This is a genomic window from Aeromonas sp. 600527, from assembly GCF_049175415.1.
Lineage (GTDB): Bacteria > Pseudomonadota > Gammaproteobacteria > Enterobacterales > Aeromonadaceae > Aeromonas > Aeromonas veronii_A.
This window is the reverse complement of sequence record NZ_JAAKVA010000003.1, coordinates 279,267-296,380: the sequence shown is the minus strand read 5'-3', so window position 1 is coordinate 296,380 and position 17,114 is coordinate 279,267. Positions and strand designations below refer to the sequence as shown.

Annotated in this window: 16 protein-coding genes, 2 tRNA genes and 1 pseudogene; 9 read left to right on the top strand and 10 right to left on the bottom strand. The window is 58.2% G+C overall.

Features of this window, described 5'->3' with window-relative positions; translation table 11 throughout:
* The 8 genes and pseudogenes from G5154_RS07130 to lolB all read right to left on the bottom strand — a co-directional run bounded on the left by G5154_RS07130 (position 1) and on the right by lolB (position 7,016).
* Positions 1 to 77 (bottom strand) — tRNA-Met (locus G5154_RS07130).
* A 234-nt stretch (positions 78 to 311) separates the two neighbouring features.
* Positions 312 to 1,403 (bottom strand): redox-regulated ATPase YchF, encoded by a 1,092-nt coding sequence (ychF, locus tag G5154_RS07125; protein ID WP_005343844.1) that lies wholly within the window; start codon positions 1,401 to 1,403, stop codon positions 312 to 314.
* Between the two features lie 61 nt (positions 1,404 to 1,464).
* On the bottom strand, positions 1,465 to 2,055 hold the full coding sequence (pth, locus tag G5154_RS07120) for an aminoacyl-tRNA hydrolase (RefSeq protein WP_167574292.1): 591 nt from the start codon (positions 2,053 to 2,055) through the stop codon (positions 1,465 to 1,467).
* Positions 2,056 to 2,273: 218 nt separating this feature from the next.
* Positions 2,274 to 4,262 (bottom strand): bifunctional metallophosphatase/5'-nucleotidase, encoded by a 1,989-nt coding sequence (locus G5154_RS07115; protein WP_421250623.1) that lies wholly within the window; start codon positions 4,260 to 4,262, stop codon positions 2,274 to 2,276.
* Between the two features lie 117 nt (positions 4,263 to 4,379).
* Positions 4,380 to 5,327, bottom strand: coding sequence for a ribose-phosphate pyrophosphokinase (locus G5154_RS07110; protein ID WP_005343846.1), 948 nt, complete (start codon positions 5,325 to 5,327; stop codon positions 4,380 to 4,382).
* A 186-nt stretch (positions 5,328 to 5,513) separates the two neighbouring features.
* Positions 5,514 to 5,588, bottom strand: a tRNA-Gln gene (locus G5154_RS07105).
* Positions 5,568 to 6,438: pseudogene (gene ispE / locus G5154_RS07100) on the bottom strand (4-(cytidine 5'-diphospho)-2-C-methyl-D-erythritol kinase). The gene G5154_RS07105 and the pseudogene ispE overlap by 21 nt, the downstream one beginning before the upstream one ends.
* Positions 6,438 to 7,016, bottom strand: coding sequence for a lipoprotein insertase outer membrane protein LolB (gene lolB / locus G5154_RS07095; RefSeq protein ID WP_216979299.1), 579 nt, complete (start codon positions 7,014 to 7,016; stop codon positions 6,438 to 6,440). The pseudogene ispE and the gene lolB overlap by 1 nt, the downstream one beginning before the upstream one ends.
* A 126-nt stretch (positions 7,017 to 7,142) precedes the next feature.
* Here lolB and hemA point away from each other — a divergent pair, with 126 nt between their 5' ends.
* The 6 genes from hemA to kdsA all read left to right on the top strand — a co-directional run bounded on the left by hemA (position 7,143) and on the right by kdsA (position 12,753).
* The gene (gene hemA / locus G5154_RS07090) at positions 7,143 to 8,399 is read left to right on the top strand and encodes a glutamyl-tRNA reductase (RefSeq protein WP_005343850.1); all 1,257 of its coding nucleotides are present in this window, start codon (positions 7,143 to 7,145) and stop codon (positions 8,397 to 8,399) included.
* Positions 8,400 to 8,454: 55 nt separating this feature from the next.
* Positions 8,455 to 9,543 (top strand): peptide chain release factor 1, encoded by a 1,089-nt coding sequence (prfA, locus tag G5154_RS07085; protein WP_216979297.1) that lies wholly within the window; start codon positions 8,455 to 8,457, stop codon positions 9,541 to 9,543.
* A 61-nt stretch (positions 9,544 to 9,604) separates the two neighbouring features.
* Positions 9,605 to 10,456, top strand: a complete 852-nt coding sequence (gene prmC / locus G5154_RS07080; protein WP_337072546.1) for a peptide chain release factor N(5)-glutamine methyltransferase — start codon at positions 9,605 to 9,607, stop codon at positions 10,454 to 10,456.
* Between the two features lie 57 nt (positions 10,457 to 10,513).
* Positions 10,514 to 10,903 (top strand): SirB2 family protein, encoded by a 390-nt coding sequence (locus G5154_RS07075; RefSeq protein ID WP_288729540.1) that lies wholly within the window; start codon positions 10,514 to 10,516, stop codon positions 10,901 to 10,903.
* Positions 10,904 to 10,915: 12 nt separating this feature from the next.
* Positions 10,916 to 11,716 (top strand): SirB1 family protein, encoded by an 801-nt coding sequence (locus G5154_RS07070; RefSeq protein ID WP_216979294.1) that lies wholly within the window; start codon positions 10,916 to 10,918, stop codon positions 11,714 to 11,716.
* 182 nt (positions 11,717 to 11,898) lie between these two features.
* Entirely contained in the window at positions 11,899 to 12,753 is an 855-nt protein-coding gene (gene kdsA / locus G5154_RS07065; protein WP_005334937.1) for a 3-deoxy-8-phosphooctulonate synthase, read from the top strand.
* Positions 12,754 to 12,902: 149 nt separating this feature from the next.
* Here kdsA and grcA read toward each other — a convergent pair whose 3' ends face one another.
* Positions 12,903 to 13,283: an autonomous glycyl radical cofactor GrcA gene (gene grcA, locus G5154_RS07060; RefSeq protein ID WP_005343856.1), complete on the bottom strand. Its 381-nt coding sequence runs from the start codon at positions 13,281 to 13,283 to the stop codon at positions 12,903 to 12,905.
* Between the two features lie 429 nt (positions 13,284 to 13,712).
* On the opposite strand from grcA, the gene G5154_RS07055 reads away from it, so the two are divergent.
* The 3 genes from G5154_RS07055 to G5154_RS07045 all read left to right on the top strand — a co-directional run bounded on the left by G5154_RS07055 (position 13,713) and on the right by G5154_RS07045 (position 15,761).
* Positions 13,713 to 14,390 carry a substrate-binding periplasmic protein gene (locus tag G5154_RS07055; protein WP_236344800.1) on the top strand — a complete coding sequence of 226 codons (678 nt, stop codon included), beginning with the start codon at positions 13,713 to 13,715 and terminating at the stop codon, positions 14,388 to 14,390.
* 69 nt (positions 14,391 to 14,459) lie between these two features.
* Complete coding sequence (gene ung / locus G5154_RS07050; protein ID WP_421250622.1) at positions 14,460 to 15,137, top strand: uracil-DNA glycosylase; 678 nt, start codon at positions 14,460 to 14,462, stop codon at positions 15,135 to 15,137.
* 72 nt (positions 15,138 to 15,209) lie between these two features.
* Positions 15,210 to 15,761 carry a hemerythrin domain-containing protein gene (locus G5154_RS07045; protein WP_216951846.1) on the top strand — a complete coding sequence of 184 codons (552 nt, stop codon included), beginning with the start codon at positions 15,210 to 15,212 and terminating at the stop codon, positions 15,759 to 15,761.
* A gap of 73 nt (positions 15,762 to 15,834) precedes the next feature.
* On the opposite strand, the gene G5154_RS07040 is transcribed toward G5154_RS07045, so the two are convergent.
* Positions 15,835 to 16,809, bottom strand: coding sequence for an ABC transporter substrate-binding protein (locus tag G5154_RS07040; protein WP_421250621.1), 975 nt, complete (start codon positions 16,807 to 16,809; stop codon positions 15,835 to 15,837).
* Positions 16,810 to 17,114 lie beyond the last annotated feature (305 nt).

Here is a 17,114-nt window from a genome sequence, read left to right as displayed (position 1 = left end):
TGGTGGCTATGACGGGATTCGAACCTGTGACCCCCGCATTATGAGTGCGATGCTCTAACCAACTGAGCTACATAGCCAACCTTGCTTCCGGTGAGTCGTTGCCTCGTCACCGTGCGGGCCGAATTATGCGTATCTGGCTCTGGGGCGTCAACCCTTTTTTTGCCAGAAAAACGCAATTTGAGTGCGTTTGACCAGATATTGGCCTCTGTTGCGCAAAAGCCCGACAATCTGGTTTTTTTTAAAGCATGACTGGCAGATAGCTGACTCTGCTCGATAAAAAACAGGCCAGCAAATGCTGGCCTGTCATGGGATTAGACGTTGAACAGGAAGTTCATGATATCGCCATCTTTGACGATGTAATCTTTCCCTTCAGCGCGCATCTTGCCCGCTTCCTTGGCGCCTTGCTCACCCTTGTAGGTAATAAAGTCTTCAAAAGCGATGGTTTGGGCGCGAATAAAGCCTTTTTCAAAGTCAGTGTGGATCTTGCCAGCCGCTTGCGGGGCAGTAGCTCCGACCGGAATAGTCCAGGCGCGCACCTCTTTCACACCGGCGGTGAAGTAGGTCTGCAGGTTGAGCAGCTGGTAGCCGGAGCGGATCACGCGGTTCAGGCCCGGCTCTTCGATACCAAGGTCAGCCATGAACTCGGCGCGATCTTCGTCGTCCAGTTCGGCGATGTCGGCTTCGATGGCACAGCAGACCACGACCACGACCGCGTTCTCGGCGGCGGCGATTTCACGCACCTTGTCCAGATAGGGGTTGTTCTCGAAGCCATCTTCCGCCACGTTGGCGATATACATGGTTGGTTTCAGGGTCAGGAAGTTGAGGTGGCTCACGGCGGCCAGCTCTTCTTTATCCAGCTTCATGCCGCGGATCATCTGGCCGTTTTCCAGTGCGACCTTGATCTTCTCAAGCACTTCTACTTCAAGCTTGGCATCCTTGTCGCCGCCTTTGGCGCGCTTGGACTGGCGGTGAATGGCGCGCTCGCAGGCGTCCAGATCCGACAGGGCCAGCTCGGTGTTGATCACTTCGATATCGTCAGCAGGGGAGACCTTGCCGGCAACGTGAATGATGTTCTCGTCGTCGAAGCAGCGCACTACGTGGCCGATCGCTTCGGTTTCACGGATGTTGGCTAGGAACTGGTTACCCAGACCTTCACCCTTGGAGGCACCGGCAACCAGACCGGCGATGTCCACAAATTCCATGGTGGTCGGTACAACGCGCTGCGGATTGATGATGGCAGCCAGCTGATCGAGGCGGGGATCCGGCATCGGCACCACACCTGTGTTCGGCTCGATGGTGCAGAACGGGAAGTTGGCGGCTTCGATACCGGCCTTGGTCAGTGCGTTGAACAGGGTGGATTTGCCTACATTGGGCAGGCCCACGATACCGCATTTAAAACCCATGGATTGTTACCTTACTTGATGGATGCTGTGAGGCTCGCCCGTAGGCGGCCCGTGTCATGCTTTATTCGGCTTTGAAGCTGTGCAAGCGATTCATGGCCTTGGTCATATCTTGTTTGAACAGGATATCGGTGGCGCGCAGGGACTCGTCCAGCGCGGCGTCGATCAGGTTCTGTTCACTGCTGGGGGCCTTGGTCAGGACGAAGCCAGCCACCTGCTCTTTGCTGCCGGGATGGCCGATCCCGAGACGCAGCCGGAAGAAGTTATTGTTGTTGCCCATCTTGGCGATGATGTCCTTGAGGCCGTTATGGCCACCATGACCACCACCCTGCTTGAACTTGGCGATGCCCGGCGGCAGATCCAGTTCGTCATGGGCCACCAGCATCGCTTCCGGCTCAATCTGATAAAAACGCGCCAGTGCGGCCACCGCCTTGCCAGAGAGGTTCATATAGGTGTTCGGGATGAGCAGCCGCACATCCTGCCCCTCGACCAGGATGCGGGCAGTATGGCCGAAGAACTTGGGTTCTTCACGCAGGCTAACATTGTGCCAGCGGGCCAGTTGCTCCACATACCAGGCGCCCGCATTGTGGCGGGTCTTGGCATATTCCGGGCCGGGGTTGCCCAGTCCGACGATCAGTTTGATTTCGCTTGTCACGCTTGATGTCTTCACTCGCAGCTGCCGTGGGCACACTACCCAGGGCAATAGGACGCAATATTCTAGCCGCCGAGTGGCGATCACTCAACCAATGCGCATGTTATGGCGGGATTTGCAGCATTATTGCGGCCAATGGGTGGCTAACGGTGGGCAAACGGGCCTCTTGCAAGAGGCCCGTTTCAGTTTACCGATGGATTGTGCCCGGTTGACTACCGTCGTTATTTGGCACGCAGCAAGGTGACGGTCTCTTCATTCAGTGCGGTCAGGGTGGGACGGGCATCGCGCACATACTCCACGAAAGAGGCTGCATCGGTGCCACAATCCACGCCGCTGGCCTTGCAATCGAGGGCCTGGTCCGGGGCATAGACGGCGCTCAGCAGTTCGCCGTTTTGTGCCACTTTCAACACCGGGAAGGCGGTCAACTTGCCATTGACGCTGGCGATATCGACCCGCTCGCTCTTCTGACGCTGGGCATTGGCCAGTGCCTGCCAGCCATCGTTGCCGTTGGCGCTGTAGGCGTTCATCACCACCCGATAGCGCTGGCTATCCACCAGATCCTGCCACTCGCCGCTTGCGGTTTTGCGCTGCAATTGGGTCAGAGTGCCCGCCTTGCCTGCGTCGGTCTCCTGGAAGGTGTAACGCAGGTTACCGCCATAGGGGAACTTGCCGGCATGGGCGCTGGCGGGCAGGGTGGCGGTGATGGTCTCGGTCAGCAGGGCGCGCACCTCGGCACCGGTCAGGGTCAGCACCGAGAGCTGGTTCTTGAACGGCAGCAGGGTGAGGGAGCTGTCCCCCTCGCGCCATTCGTCAGCGGGCAGGTCGGCGCGCACGCCGCCCACCGCAACCAGAGAAAAATCGACCGGGCCGCCGGTCAGGGCTTGCACTGCTGGGGTATTGGCCCAGTAGAACTCCCCTTCGGCAACCAGCGGCGCTACATCTGAGCCGTGGCTGTCGCTGCCGTTGTCACCGGGACGACGGGCATTTTGCAGCTGCTCGGGGATGGTGCCGATCACCGGGCCGTAGGCTTTCTCCAGCGCCGGTTTGTAGTGGCTGTCGATGATGCCGCGCAGGCGCGGATCTTCATCCACGGTCACCAGATTGGGCTGGTTGTCGACAAACTGGCTCGCCTCTTTGCTGCGGGCGTCGTCGAGTGCTTGCTTGCGCGCCGCATCGGCGAAGAAGTCGCGGCTGGCCAGCAGGCTGTTGTGGCCTTGGCAGTCGGTCACCTGACCCTGGCTGTCAAAGGTCACCTGTGCCAGACCGATGGCCTGGGCGTAGGAGCCCGCCTGCACCACGCAGGTTTTGCCGATGCCATCCGGATTGGTCACCAGCTTGGCGTAATCGCCGGTCTTGCCCCAGCCAATATTGCGAAAATCGCCGAGCAGGCTGTGGGAGTGGCCGCCGACGATGGCATCGAGGCCGTTTACCTTGGCGGCCAGCGCCAGATCCCGCTCGTTGCCGATGTGGGTCAGCGCCACGATCTGGTGGATCCCCTTGGCTTGCAGCATGTCGACCGTGGCCTGAGCCGAGGCGACCTCCTTGCCAAAGCGCAGTTTGCCGACGTTGGGGGCGATATTGCCCATGTCTTCCAGTACCAGACCGATGACGGCGACCAGCTGTTTGCCTTGTGGCAGGTTGTCGAGATCGGTGACCGGGCTCTTCTGGTTGCCGTCAAAGGCGTAGACCACGAAGGGCTTGAGGTTGTCAGCCTTGCTGAGGGCCGGATCGGCCTTGGTGTCGAGGTTGGCGGCCAGCACCGGGAAGTTGACCCCCTCGATGAAGCGGGCCAGCTTCTGGTTATCCAGATCGAACTCGTGGTTGCCCAGCGCCATGGCATCGAGGCCGAACTGGCTCAGCAACTCGGCGTTGGCCATCCCCTCGTTGAGTTTGAAGTAGCCGCTGCCCTGCCAGGCATCACCGCCGTGCAGCAGCAGCAAGGGCTGGTTCTTGGCCAGCGCATCGGCTTGATAGGCTTTCGCCATGGTCAGCAGGCGCGGGTAACCGCCAAAGCGGGTATAGAGGGTATCCGTCTCCCCCTGCTGGGCAAAGATCTGCCCTTTGATCTCGGCATTGACCGGATCAAACTGGGAGTGGGTGTCGTTCATGTGAGCCAGAGTCAGCACGAAGGGCGGGTTCTCTTTGGCGGGCTGACAGGCGAACAGGGCGGAGGTGAGGGTCGCGAGCAGGAGGGGACGCAAGCAATTCATGGGTAAATCCTTAAGCCTGCCGGGGGGCAGGGTCGTACCAGATAGCAGAAAGTTGGAAAGAGAAGGTCCAGAAAGACGAAAACCGCCTGATGGCGGTTTTCGTTATTGCTGAATCTATCAATGCTCAAACATGGCAGAGATGGACTCTTCGTTGCTGATGCGACGAATGGCCTCGGCCAGTACAGTTGACAGCGTCAGCTGCTTGACCTTGCCGACCGCTTTCATCTCCGCAGTGAGCGGGATGGAGTCGGTGATGATCAGTTCATCGATCACGGAGTTCTTGATGTTCTCGACGGCGGAACCAGAGAATACCGGGTGAGTGGCGTAAGCGAATACACGCTTGGCACCGCGCTCTTTCAGGGCCTCTGCGGCTTTGCACAGGGTGCCGCCGGTGTCGATCATGTCATCAACGATGATGCAGTCGCGGCCTGCAACGTCACCGATCAGGTGCATGACCTGGGAGACGTTCGGGCGGGGACGGCGCTTGTCGATGATGGCGATGTCGGTGTCATCCAGCAGCTTGGCGATGGCGCGGGCACGCACGACGCCACCGATGTCCGGGGAGACGACGACAGGAGACTCGAGGTTCTTGGACTTCATGTCTTCCAGCAGCACCGGGCTACCGAACACGTTGTCTACCGGAACGTCGAAGAAACCTTGAATTTGCTCGGCATGCAGGTCAACGGTCAGCACGCGATCCACACCGACGCTGGAGAGGAAGTCAGCGACAACCTTGGCGGTGATGGGGACACGGGCGGAGCGGACGCGGCGGTCCTGACGGGCATAACCAAAGTAGGGGATAACGGCAGTGATACGGCCAGCTGAAGCACGACGCAGAGCATCCACCATAACGATCAATTCCATCAAATTGTCGTTGGTCGGGGCACAGGTGGATTGAATGATGAAGATATCGCCACCACGTACATTCTCATTGATCTGTACGCTGATCTCGCCGTCGCTAAAGCGACCTACGGCAGCATTGCCGAGTTTGATAAACAGGCGATCTGCGATCTTCTGGGCTAGTTCCGGCGTTGCGTTACCAGCAAACAGCTTCATGTCAGGCACGGTTTGAAACCTCGGGGTTGCATCCAGTATGTGGGGGAGTCTGAAATCAGACCCTTATCGTTTTGGGGCAAACGATTTAGCCAGATAACGAGCAAGGGATTGGCTGCATCGGGATGACTGAAGGGGGGTGAGCCCTTGAGTGTGGGCGAGCACGACCTCACCCGCATCACTGCCATCATATCAAATTGGCTGGGGTACTAGGATTCGAACCTAGGAATGGCGAGATCAAAACCCGCTGCCTTACCGCTTGGCGATACCCCAATCATTTGAGCTGTTGCAAAGTGGCGAGGAGTGGTGATATGTTCTCGCCTTTGGCGATAAACCCATCCAACCCCTTCGGCACTCTGGCCAACACTTCCCGAGCAGTCACTTCGTCTTCAAACTGAGTAAAGACGCAGGCTCCTGTGCCCGTCATTCTTGACGGCGCGTATTCTAGCAACCAGCCGAGCGCATTGGCAACCTCGGGGTGGCGCTTTTTCACCAGTGATTCGCAATCGTTTTTCCACTCGCCTTCCAGCAGGTTGTCCAGCGCCATTTTCGGCGTGGCTCTCGGCAGGTCCGGATCCTGGAATACGGCCGCGGTCGCCACATGGCAATCGGGCTTGAGCACCAGATACCAGGCATCGGGCAGTTCGACCGGTTGCAGCCGCTCGCCCACTCCTTCGGCAAAGGCCGCCTTGCCACGGACAAACACCGGCACATCGGCCCCCAGCTGGACGCCAAGCGCTGCCAGTTCATCTTCACTCAAACCCGCTTGCCAGAGGTGGTTAAGCGCCACCAGCGTGGTTGCTGCATCGGACGAACCGCCGCCAATGCCGCCGCCCATGGGTAGCACTTTCTCCAGCCTGATATTCGCCCCTTGCGGGCTCGGCAGGGTTGCCTGCAGCAGCCGAGCCGCCCGGATAATCAGATTCTGCTCATCCGGCACCCCGGGAATGGCAGGGCTCAGGGTGAGTGTGTTGCTATCAGGTATCACCTCGAACTCGAGCCAGTCGCTGTGGTTGAGGAAGATAAACAGGGTCTGCAGCTCGTGATAGCCATCGGGACGACGGCCATTGACGTGTAGAAACAGGTTGAGTTTGGCCGGTGCCGGCCAGCGTGTGGAAGCCATTAACGTGCAAGAGTCCATTGGTTGATCTGAAGCTTGAGGCGGCTGTTCTGGCCGGTCATGGTCAGCTGGTGCGGCAGGCGGTAGCCATCCTGATCCCGATAATCGCCATAGACGATCTGCCACTGGCCGTCGCGCACGCTGGCCAGACTGCTGTCGGGGTTGAGTTCAAACTCCGCCTGACCCGGCAGCCCCTTGATCCACTCTGGCAATCCAGCGACCGGAATATTCCAGCCGGTCAGTTGATAGATGAGTGCTTCGGCATCCTGGCTCTGGTGGCGATTGCCGTCGCTGTCGAGCAGGGTGATCTCCCCCTTGCTGCGGGATAGCTCGAGAATGCTGGTGCCGATCAGGCTGGTGAGGTTGAGGCGATAATCCTCCCCATCTTGCTGCCAGTTGAGACGGGCGCTGCCCTTTTGCTGGGGCGTGATGATGGCCATCTTGCCGGATAGCTGCCAGTGGGTCAGCTGCTCGAGACGGGTCCGCTCCTGGTTCCAGTTCACCTGGTCACGCTGGGGTTGGGTAGTGGCACAACCGCCAAGGATTAACAGACAGGCGAGGGTAAAAATACGCAGCAGCACGGCAAGGCTCCAGAGAGAGAAATTTGCCACAGTATAAGGGGCGGCCGTATTGCTTTTAAAGACTTACCCTTTCTCGTACAATTGGCAGCCTTTGCACCCAGCGTAAGAAATGATCGTCGCCCACTCATGAGTTTGCTTGCCCTCGGAATCAACCACAACACCGCCAGTGTCGCCTTGCGGGAGCGGGTCGCTTTTGGCCCGGACTGCATCGATCGCGCCTTGCGTGAGCTGGTGAACCAGCCCGGCATCAACGAGGCGGTGATCGTCTCCACCTGCAACCGTACCGAGCTTTACTGCAATCTGGATGGCGAGCAGCAGGGCGAGGTGTTGCGCTGGCTGCAGCAATTCCACGGGCTGGATGCTGCCGAGCTGGTTAGTGCCATCTATCAACACCATGACGAAGAGGCGGTACGCCACCTGATGCGGGTGGCATGCGGGCTCGATTCGCTGGTGCTGGGGGAGCCGCAGATCCTGGGGCAGATCAAGCAATCCTACGCACATGCCCAGCAGGCGGAATCGGTGAAGGGGGCGCTGGAGCGGCTGTTCCAGAAATCTTTTTCGGTGGCCAAACGGGTGCGTACCGATACCGAGATTGGCGCGAGTGCCGTGTCGGTGGCGTTTGCCGCTGTCAGCCTTGGTCGCCGTATTTTTGCCGATCTCTCCCAGACCAGGGTGTTACTGGTCGGGGCTGGAGAGACCATCGAACTGGTGGCTCGCCATTTGCGCGAGCAGAATGTCACCCGGATGATGGTGGCCAACCGCACCCTGCAGCGCGCCCAGACCCTGGCGGCCGAATTTGGCGCCCAGGTGATGACGCTCGAAGAGATCCCCGACTATCTGCACGAGGCAGATATCGTCATCAGCTCGACGGCCAGTCCTTTGCCCATCATCGGCAAGGGGATGGTGGAGCGGGCGCTCAAGGCTCGTCGTTTCAAGCCGATGTTTCTGGTGGATATCGCCGTACCGCGTGACATAGAGGCTGAAGTGGACGAGCTCTCCGACGCCTATCTCTACACGGTGGACGATTTGCAGGGGATCATCGAGCAGAATCTGGAGACCCGCAAACGAGCTGCGGCACAGGCCGAGCTGATCGTGCAGGAGGAACGAGACGAGTTTATGGGGTGGTATCGCGGCCAGCGGTCGGTTGACCTTATTCGCGATTATCGCCATCACTCCCAACAGGTGGCGGATGAAGAGCTACAGCGCGCCTTGCAGGCGCTGGCTCAGGGTGAGAGTGCCGAGCAGGCGCTCAAGGCGATGGCCCACCGCCTCACCAACAAGTTGATCCATGCACCGACCCAGGCCCTGCGCCAGGCGGCCTCCCGGGGCGACGAGAGTACGCTGTCCCGGTTGCGACAGGCACTGGGATTGTCACAAGAGTAATTGTTCGGGGCTGCCATGCTGGTGGCCCTCTCCTCCATTCGAGATAGCAAGAGTTATGAATCCGTCACTGATCAGAAAGCTGGAAGGCCTCATCGAGCGCCACGAAGAAGTTCAGGCCATGCTCGGCGAGCCGGACGTGGTCTCGGATCAGGAGCGCTATCGCGCCCTGACCCGCGAATATGCCCAGCTGGAAGATATCGTTCACGCCTTCCAGCGTTTTCGTCAGGCGCAGGATGATCTGGAAACGACCCAGATGATGCTGGAAGAGGATGATGCCGACCTGCGGGAGATGGCGCAGGAGGAGCTGCCGCTCGCCAAGGCCAATCTGGAGGTGTTGGAGCAGGAGCTGCAGGTGATGCTGCTGCCCAAGGATCCCAAGGATGACAACAACTGCTATCTGGAAATCCGGGCCGGTGCCGGCGGTGACGAAGCGGCCATCTTTGCAGGCGACCTGTTCCGCATGTATTCACGGTTTGCCGAGCGTCAGGGCTGGCGCGTCTCCATCGTCAGCTGTAATGACGGGGAGTATGGTGGTTATAAGGAGGTGATCGCCAAGATCGATGGCGAGCGCGTCTACGGCCGTCTCAAGTTTGAATCCGGTGGCCACCGGGTGCAGCGGGTGCCGGAGACCGAATCCCAGGGGCGAGTGCACACCTCCGCCTGTACCGTCGCCGTGTTGCCGGAAGTACCGGAAGCCGAGCAGATCGAGATCAATCCGGCCGACTTGAAGATCGATACCTTCCGCGCCTCCGGTGCCGGTGGTCAGCATGTCAACAAGACCGACTCGGCCATCCGCATCACCCACCTGCCGACCGGGTTGGTGGTGGAGTGTCAGGACGAGCGCTCCCAGCACAAGAACCGCGCCAAGGCGATGTCAGTTCTCTCCGCCCGCTTGCAAGCGGCCGAGGATGAGCGCCACCGCGCCGCCGAGCAGAGCACTCGCCGCAATCTGGTGGGCTCCGGCGATCGCTCCGAGCGCATCCGGACCTACAACTATCCGCAGGGCCGTCTCTCCGAGCACCGCATCAATCTCACCCTGTACCGTCTCTCCGAAATTTTGGAAGGGGACTTGGACTGCGTCATCACGCCGCTGGTGCAGGAGTATCAGGCCGACCAGCTTGCCTCCTTGGCCGAGAGCAATTGATGCAAGTGCAGTACCGGCAAGCTCGCATTCAGAAGAGCGCGATTAAGGTAGGGCAGCGTTGATGCAGATCCAGCAGGCCCGCGCCCATATCATGACTGTGTTGGCGGGCGGGGAATCCCCCCGCGCCGATGCCGATGCACTGCTCTGCCATCTGCTCGATTGTCGTCGCAGCTATCTGATGACCTGGCCCGAGCGTGAGCTGGATGCCGACCAGCAGGCCATCCTGCAGGGGTGGCTGGCCCGTCGTCTCAACGGCGAGCCTATCGCTCATCTCGTTGGCGAGCGGGAGTTCTGGTCGTTGCCGTTGAAAGTGAGCCCAGCGACCCTGATCCCGCGCCCCGATACCGAGGTGCTGGTGGAACAGGCGCTGGCGAAGATCCCGCAAGGGCCCTGCGCCGTGCTGGATCTGGGTACCGGCACAGGTGCCATCGCGCTGGCGCTCAAGTCCGAGCGGCCCGAAGTTGATGTGTGGGCGGTGGATCGGATGGCAGATGCCGCGGCGCTGGCCCGCGAGAACAGCACCGCGCTGGGGTTACCCATCGAGGTGCGCGATGGCAGCTGGTTCGAACCCTTTGGTGAGCCGGATCGCGACAAGACGCCACGTTTTGCGGTGATTGTCTCCAATCCCCCCTATATCGACGGCGCCGATCCCCATCTCGAGCAGGGTGACGTGCGCTTTGAACCTCGCTCGGCGCTGGTTGCGGACGAATCGGGGCTGGCGGATATCCGCCATATTGCGACCCATGCCCCGGCCCATCTGCACTGCGAAGGGTGGCTGCTGCTGGAACATGGCTGGGATCAGGGGATGGTGGTGCGCCAGCTGTTGCAGGATCTGGGCTATCGCAGCGTAACCACGGTGCGTGATTACGGGGAGAACGAGCGGGTCACTCTGGGCATGTGCCCGACCTGCTGACTCCCTTTACTACCAGTTTGACGGGCAGGGGTGAGGCTTCTGCATCGAGGATTGACATTGAACAGCTATCTTTTGCTCAAACATCTGCATCTCACCCTGATTGGCGGGGCAGTGCTGATGTTTATGCTGCGTTTTTACTGGGTTCAGGCCGGCTCCGCTCGGGCATTCAGCGCACCCGTGCTGAAAACCAGCGGTCTGCTCAACGGACTGGTGGTGCTCTCCGGCATACTGCTCTGCGTGGTGCTGGGTCTCAACCCGCTCAATAACGGCATTCCCTGGCTCAGCGAGAAGTTGACGGGGATCCTGGTATTGGTCTTTCTGGCGGCGATGGCGCTGCGGTTGGCCAAAAGCAATCTGGTGCGCTGGTGTTCCTTTCTGGGGGCGCTCGGCTGGATCTACTTTATTGCCAAGTTGGCAGTGCTCAAACAGGCGAGTTTGTTCGGTTAAGGCATGAAAAGCATGTTACGTATAGACGAATGGACCGATTTTGAAGCCCATGAGCTGACCGAGCTGGCCCTGGCGGTCAGCGATGAAATCTATGGCTCGGCCGAGCAGGGGATCCGCGAGCTGCAGCTGCTGGATGAGTGGCTGGATGAGCAGATCGAAGAGGGGACCTGCGACGAGGTGCGCCAGCAACTGCTGCGCGGTTTCTATCAGAGCCTCGGGTTTTACGGCGACTGGCAGGATTATTTCTCGGCTGACAACTGCGACATCAATCAGGTGCTGCTGCAGCGTAAGGGAATACCCGTCAGCCTCGGTATCCTGATCATCCAGTTGGGACGCAAGATTGGTCTCGATGTGGAGGGGATCTGTTTCCCGGGTCACTTCCTGGTGAGCTTTGCTGGTGGCGAAGGGGAGGTCTATGTCGACCCCTTTACCGGCGACGAGTTGAGCCTAGCCCGTATTGAACTGCTGCTGCGCGGTGCGCTCGGCGATCTGGCCACCCTGACCCCGGACTACCTGCAGCCCTCTGGCCAGTGGGAGATCATCGAACGGCTGCTCAACGTCAGCAAGGGGGCCTTGCTGCGGGAAGATCGCATGCCCGAGGCTCTGCGCTGCAGCGAGTTACTTCTACGGATGAAGCCCGGCGATCCCCTGGAGACGCGGGATCGCGGCTTTATCTACGAGCAGCTCGATTGCCCGCGCCAGGCTGCCGACGATTTCGAATACTTTATTGAGCAATGCCCGGACGATCCGGTAGCCGATGTGCTGAAAGTGCAACTGGCTGCGCTGGATCTTAGCCCCAAGCCTCTTCATTAAGGACGCTTGAAACTGACACAGAAGAATACCAAGGCTGCTGTGTTCGGTCGCAATGGACTAACTTGGCTTCAGGCCCTTTCATTAAGGATGTCTTGGAGTCGAAACAGAAGAATATCAAGGCCGCTGCGTCCGGTCGCAACGGATTAACTTGGCTTCAGGCCCCTTCACTAAGGAAGTCTTAGATGGAACAGAAGAATATCAAGATCAACCAGATCGATGTTGCCAATGACAAACCGTTCGTGCTGTTTGGCGGCATGAACGTGCTGGAATCCCGCGATATGGCGATGGCGGTATGCGAGAAGTATGTGGAAGTGACCAGCAAGCTGGGCATCCCGTTTGTCTTCAAGGCGAGCTGGGATAAGGCCAACCGCTCCTCCATCCACTCCTACCGTGGTCCGGGTCTGGAAGAGGGGATGAAGATTTTTCAGGAGCTGAAAGCGACCTTCGGCATGCCGGTTATTTCCGATCTGCACGAACCCCATCAGGCCAAACCGGTTGCCGAGGTGGTGGACGTTATCCAGCTGCCCGCTTTCCTGGCACGCCAGACCGATCTGGTGGAGGCGATGGCCCGCACCGGCAACGTCATCAACATCAAGAAGCCGCAGTTCCTGAGCCCAAGCCAGATGAAGAACATCACCGACAAGTTCGAGGAGTGCGGCAATGATCAGCTGATCCTCTGCGAGCGTGGCGCCAACTTTGGCTACGACAACCTGGTGGTGGACATGTTGGGTCTGGGCGTGATGAAGAAGAGTACCGGCGGCTATCCGGTGATCTTCGACGTGACCCATTCCCTGCAGTGCCGCGACCCGCTGGGTGCCGCCTCCGGTGGCCGTCGCGAGCAGGTGACCGAGCTGGCCCGCGCCGGTATGGCAGTCGGTCTAGCCGGTCTCTTTATCGAATCACACCCGGATCCGAAAATTGCCCGTTGTGATGGTCCGAGTGCTCTGCCGCTGGAGAAGCTGGAAGGCTTCCTCAAACAGATGAAGGCCATTGATGACCTGATCAAGGGTTTTGAGCCCCTCGATACCTCTGCCTGATGGGGCAAGCACTTATTACAAGGCCTCGCAATGCGAGGCCTTGTTTTTTTGTGCTTACCCAGTGAAAAGCTCGTATAAAAAAACGGCCTACCGGCCGTTTTTTTTTGTGCTGATACTCGCTATATCAGCGGTTCACTGCAGGACGCTGATTACAGGCTCTGGGTGAAAGTACGGGTAACCACGTCACGCTGCTGTTCCGGGGTCAGGGCGTTGAAACGCACTGCGTAGCCAGATACGCGGATGGTCAGCTGCGGGTACTTCTCCGGATTCTCGATAGCATCTTCCAGAGTTTCGCGACGCAGCACGTTGACGTTCAGGTGCTGACCACCTTCAACAGCCGGTTCGGCCTGAACAGGCAGCTCGCGGTATTCGAACTGGCCCAGGTCAGAGAGTGCTACCTCCTGATCGGCAGCAAAGGCATCGCCTTTGACACAGATGCAGCGAGCCTGTTGCTTCTCTTCGTCCAGCAGCCAGAAAGAGTTCAGCAGGGCGGTGTTGGCAGCCTGGGTGATTTGAATGCCTTTGATCATGGTATGACTCCTCAATGGGAACGCGAATCCAACTGTAAGGAAATTACCCTGATGTATTTAAGCTACCGTTAATTGCGGTGACTTAAAGGGCCCTTGCCTTACACCTTTGCTTTGATGGGGTCATATATACCACGGTGGTAATATTACCAAAATTGATCTAGATCAATAAAATCCGACAAAGCGCCATTTCAATGGGATTAAATTCTTGAGTTGAATCAAAAATAGGTCATTTTTCTGATTTTGTAAGATATCCAAATTATGCATCTTTTATCTCGTTAATCTAGTAATTTAACTACATCTTTTTCAGCTTTTCTGCGGTGGATTGAGGTGTTGACTACACTCAGCAGAAAGCAAGGAGAGTGTCGGGTGAATATCAGGTGGCGAAAGTGGGGATGGTTGGCCCTGTTCTGTTGTTGGGCAATCACGACTGTGGTCCGGGCCGAAACGGTACGCATTGCGGTGGGCGAATGGCCGCCCTATATCAGTGAGTCGCTGCCCAACCAGGGGTTCCTCTGTCAGGTGGTGCGCGAAGCTTTTGCCGAGCAGGGGGTCGATGTCAGCTTTCATTTCTACCCCTGGGCTGAGGCATACAGCCTGACTCTTGAAGGGCGTTATATGATTACCATGCCCTGGTTTCGCTCTCGCGAACGCGAACAGTACTTCTATCTCTCTGCATCGCTGGGCAAATTTACGACCCGTCTGCTTGCGCTGAACGGCTCGCCATTGGTCAGTATGGGTGAGCTGAAAAACGAGCCTGTCGGGGTTACCCGTGGCTATTTTTATGGTGAAGGGTTTGCTGCAAGGCAATCCGAGCTGGCGCTTGAGTGGTCCGACTCCGATGAGGAGAGCATGGAGAAACTACTTACCGGACGTATTCGTTATCTGGTTATGGATGAGCAGGTGGCCCAGGTTCTGTTTCAGCAGGCACTCTCTCGTCATCCCCAATCGCTGTCACTGACCGGCGCCGCCGACCCCATCTGGTCGCAACCGGGATACTTGCTGATGCGCAAGGCCGATCCCGATGCGCGCCGCTTGATGTTGCTGTTTAACGCAGGCCTGCACAAACTGGAGCGCTCCGGCCGGCTCGCCAAGCTCTGGAAAGTGTGAGCTACGGTTGCGTCTTGCGGGCTGCCCCCCTATCCTGAGCCCTTCGCCGTATCAAGTGAGGAGGCCGGGGTGCTGACCTGGAGTGATGTGATTGGCTCTGAGAAAGAGCAGGACTATTTCAAGAGTACGCTGGCGACCGTCAGGACCGAGCGGGAAGTAGGCAAGGTGATTTATCCTCCTGCTGCCGATGTATTCAACGCCTTCAAATTGACCGAACTGGATCAGGTCAAGGTGGTGATCCTGGGACAGGATCCCTATCACGGCCCCAATCAGGCACATGGCCTCTGCTTCTCTGTCCTGCCCGGGGTGCGTACGCCCCCATCACTGGTCAACATCTATAAAGAGATGCAGCGCGACCTGCCAGGTTTCGTCACACCCAGTCACGGTTTTCTGGAGTCCTGGGCCATGCAGGGGGTTCTGTTGCTCAACACAGTGCTGACGGTGCAGGCCGGTCAAGCACACTCTCACGCCCATCTTGGGTGGGAAACCTTCACCGATCGGGTCATTGAGCAGATCAACGCCAGCTGTAACGGGGTGGTATTCCTTCTGTGGGGCTCCCATGCCCAGAAGAAAGGGCGTTTTATCGACCGGCAGCGCCACCATGTGTTGACGGCACCCCATCCCAGCCCCCTTTCTGCCCACCGTGGTTTTATCGGCTGCGGCCACTTTTCCGAGACCAACCGCCTGCTGGAATTGCAGGGTAAAAGCCCGATCGAATGGCAATCTGTCTGCCAACCACTTGATTGAGTGCAAAGTTCGGGCGACAAATGACCGTATACTCAGGAAAGTAACATTTTATTTCAGCGCCAAGGAGTGCCCATGTTATCGAGTCTGCACAAGGATCACCTCAATATCGCCCGACTGCTGGATCTGCTGAAGCAGAAGCTGGCCGCCATTCGTGCCGAGCAACCTATCAGCTATTTTCTGGTGCGCGATGTCATCGATTATCTGCGGGAGGTTTCTGACAAGTATCACCACCCCAAGGAAGATCTTGTCTATGACTACTACCTGAAATACCGGGTGGTGGAGGGGGATGTCGCGAACCGCTTGCATGAGGAGCATCTCAAGTTGCTGGAGGCGGGGACCGAGCTCAAGGAGATGGTGGAGATGATCCTGATGGATGCGGTGATCCCGCTCGATCAGTTCACCGCCAAGCTGGAGCGCTTCGTGGAGCTGCAAGAGGCACACATGAACTACGAAGAAGGAGTGATCTTCCCCCATCTGCGTGACTCCCTGACCGAGGATGACTGGCGTCATCTGGAGCAAAACTGGCAGAACCGAGCTATCGGTGATCCTCTGTTTGGTGCCGAGATCAGCCAGCACTTCCAGGCGCTTGCCAAGCGCCTCTCCCTGCCTTTTGCTGCCAGCTGACGCACGCGGCTTTCGGTCATCAGTCATCTGACTGTGCAGGTGTTACCCGGCCAATGTGCCGGGTTACTTATTGTTACTCACGCCACATGATTTTGTTGTGCCATTTGTCGGGCACAGTGAGCTGCCAGCGGGCCAGCTCGCTCTTGCTGAAGACATATTCGCCGCGCAGGGCCGCTCGCGGGGAGATAGTACGGGGCAGGGTGCCCGCCAGTATGGTGTTGATAAGGGACGCTGCCTGCAACCCCTGATCGTGGCCGTCCAGTACCAGACCGCCGATGGCCATCCCCTTGCCGACGGCAAACTCCCAGAAACAGAAGAGAGGAACCGGTGTGTTGGCGCTGGTCCACTCCAGCACCGTCTGTTCGCTCACATGCTTGCCATTATCGTCGACCAGCGTGTGGTAGAGGCCGAGGAAGATTGCCTGATAGCCATTCTTCTTGGCGTTGAGCACCGCCTCCTGCCAGAGGCTGTAATCCCCCATCAGCTGGCTGTTGACCCGGGTCTGGCCGACTCGCAATTCGGTCTGGGTCTTGAATTCATCCTCGATAGCAGTGAGGGCCACATTGCTGGAATCAAACAGTACCAGCGCCTTGTCGAGCCCCCCCATCATCTGGCTTATTTCGCTGATGTTGCGCTTGAGCAGGGGGCGTTCCAGCACCCCAGTGATCTTGGGGTGGCCGACAAAGCCCTTGAGGCGGGGGTTTTCGTTCATGCCAAGAAAGACCACCGGGGTACCCAGCGAGGCGATCTCGTTGGCCAGATAGTTGATGGCATTGTCATCCCCCAGCACCACCAGATCCGGTTTGCTCTTGAGATAAAAAGCGATGGCCCGCTGAGCGATATCGTCGAACTCCTCACGCGGATGGCGCTTGGTATCCATATAGAAGTGAGAGATCTTGTTATCCCCCTGCAACCCCTTTTGTAAACCTTCGTTGTAGCTCTGGTCCCAAAGGTATTCGGGATGGTAGCTGCTGATCACCAGAATGTTGGCGGCCCAGAGCGGCAGGGAGAGGGTGGAGAGCAGTAGTAACAGCAGGGAGGTGCGCATGGGTTGTCCCTTGTCGAGGGGGAGAGAGTTCTTGTTCAGTATGGGCGGTTTTGGTTGACGCTGTCATCTCGAAACCGGTGCGGCGGGAGGCAATTTTTTTCGGGTGGGTGGATCGGACGCCAGCCCGTATCACGCTTGGAGATGGATTTTATTGGGTCTTGTTTGGGTTGGTCGTGAACTGTCCCGCTCGCTGCAAAACCTGTTCTGGATCAAGAAATTTCGCTGTGCTTTGGTGCCTAATAGACACCATATATAGGGATGCATTCGTTTTTGATCTCTATATGTTGTGTTATTAAGCTGTGTAC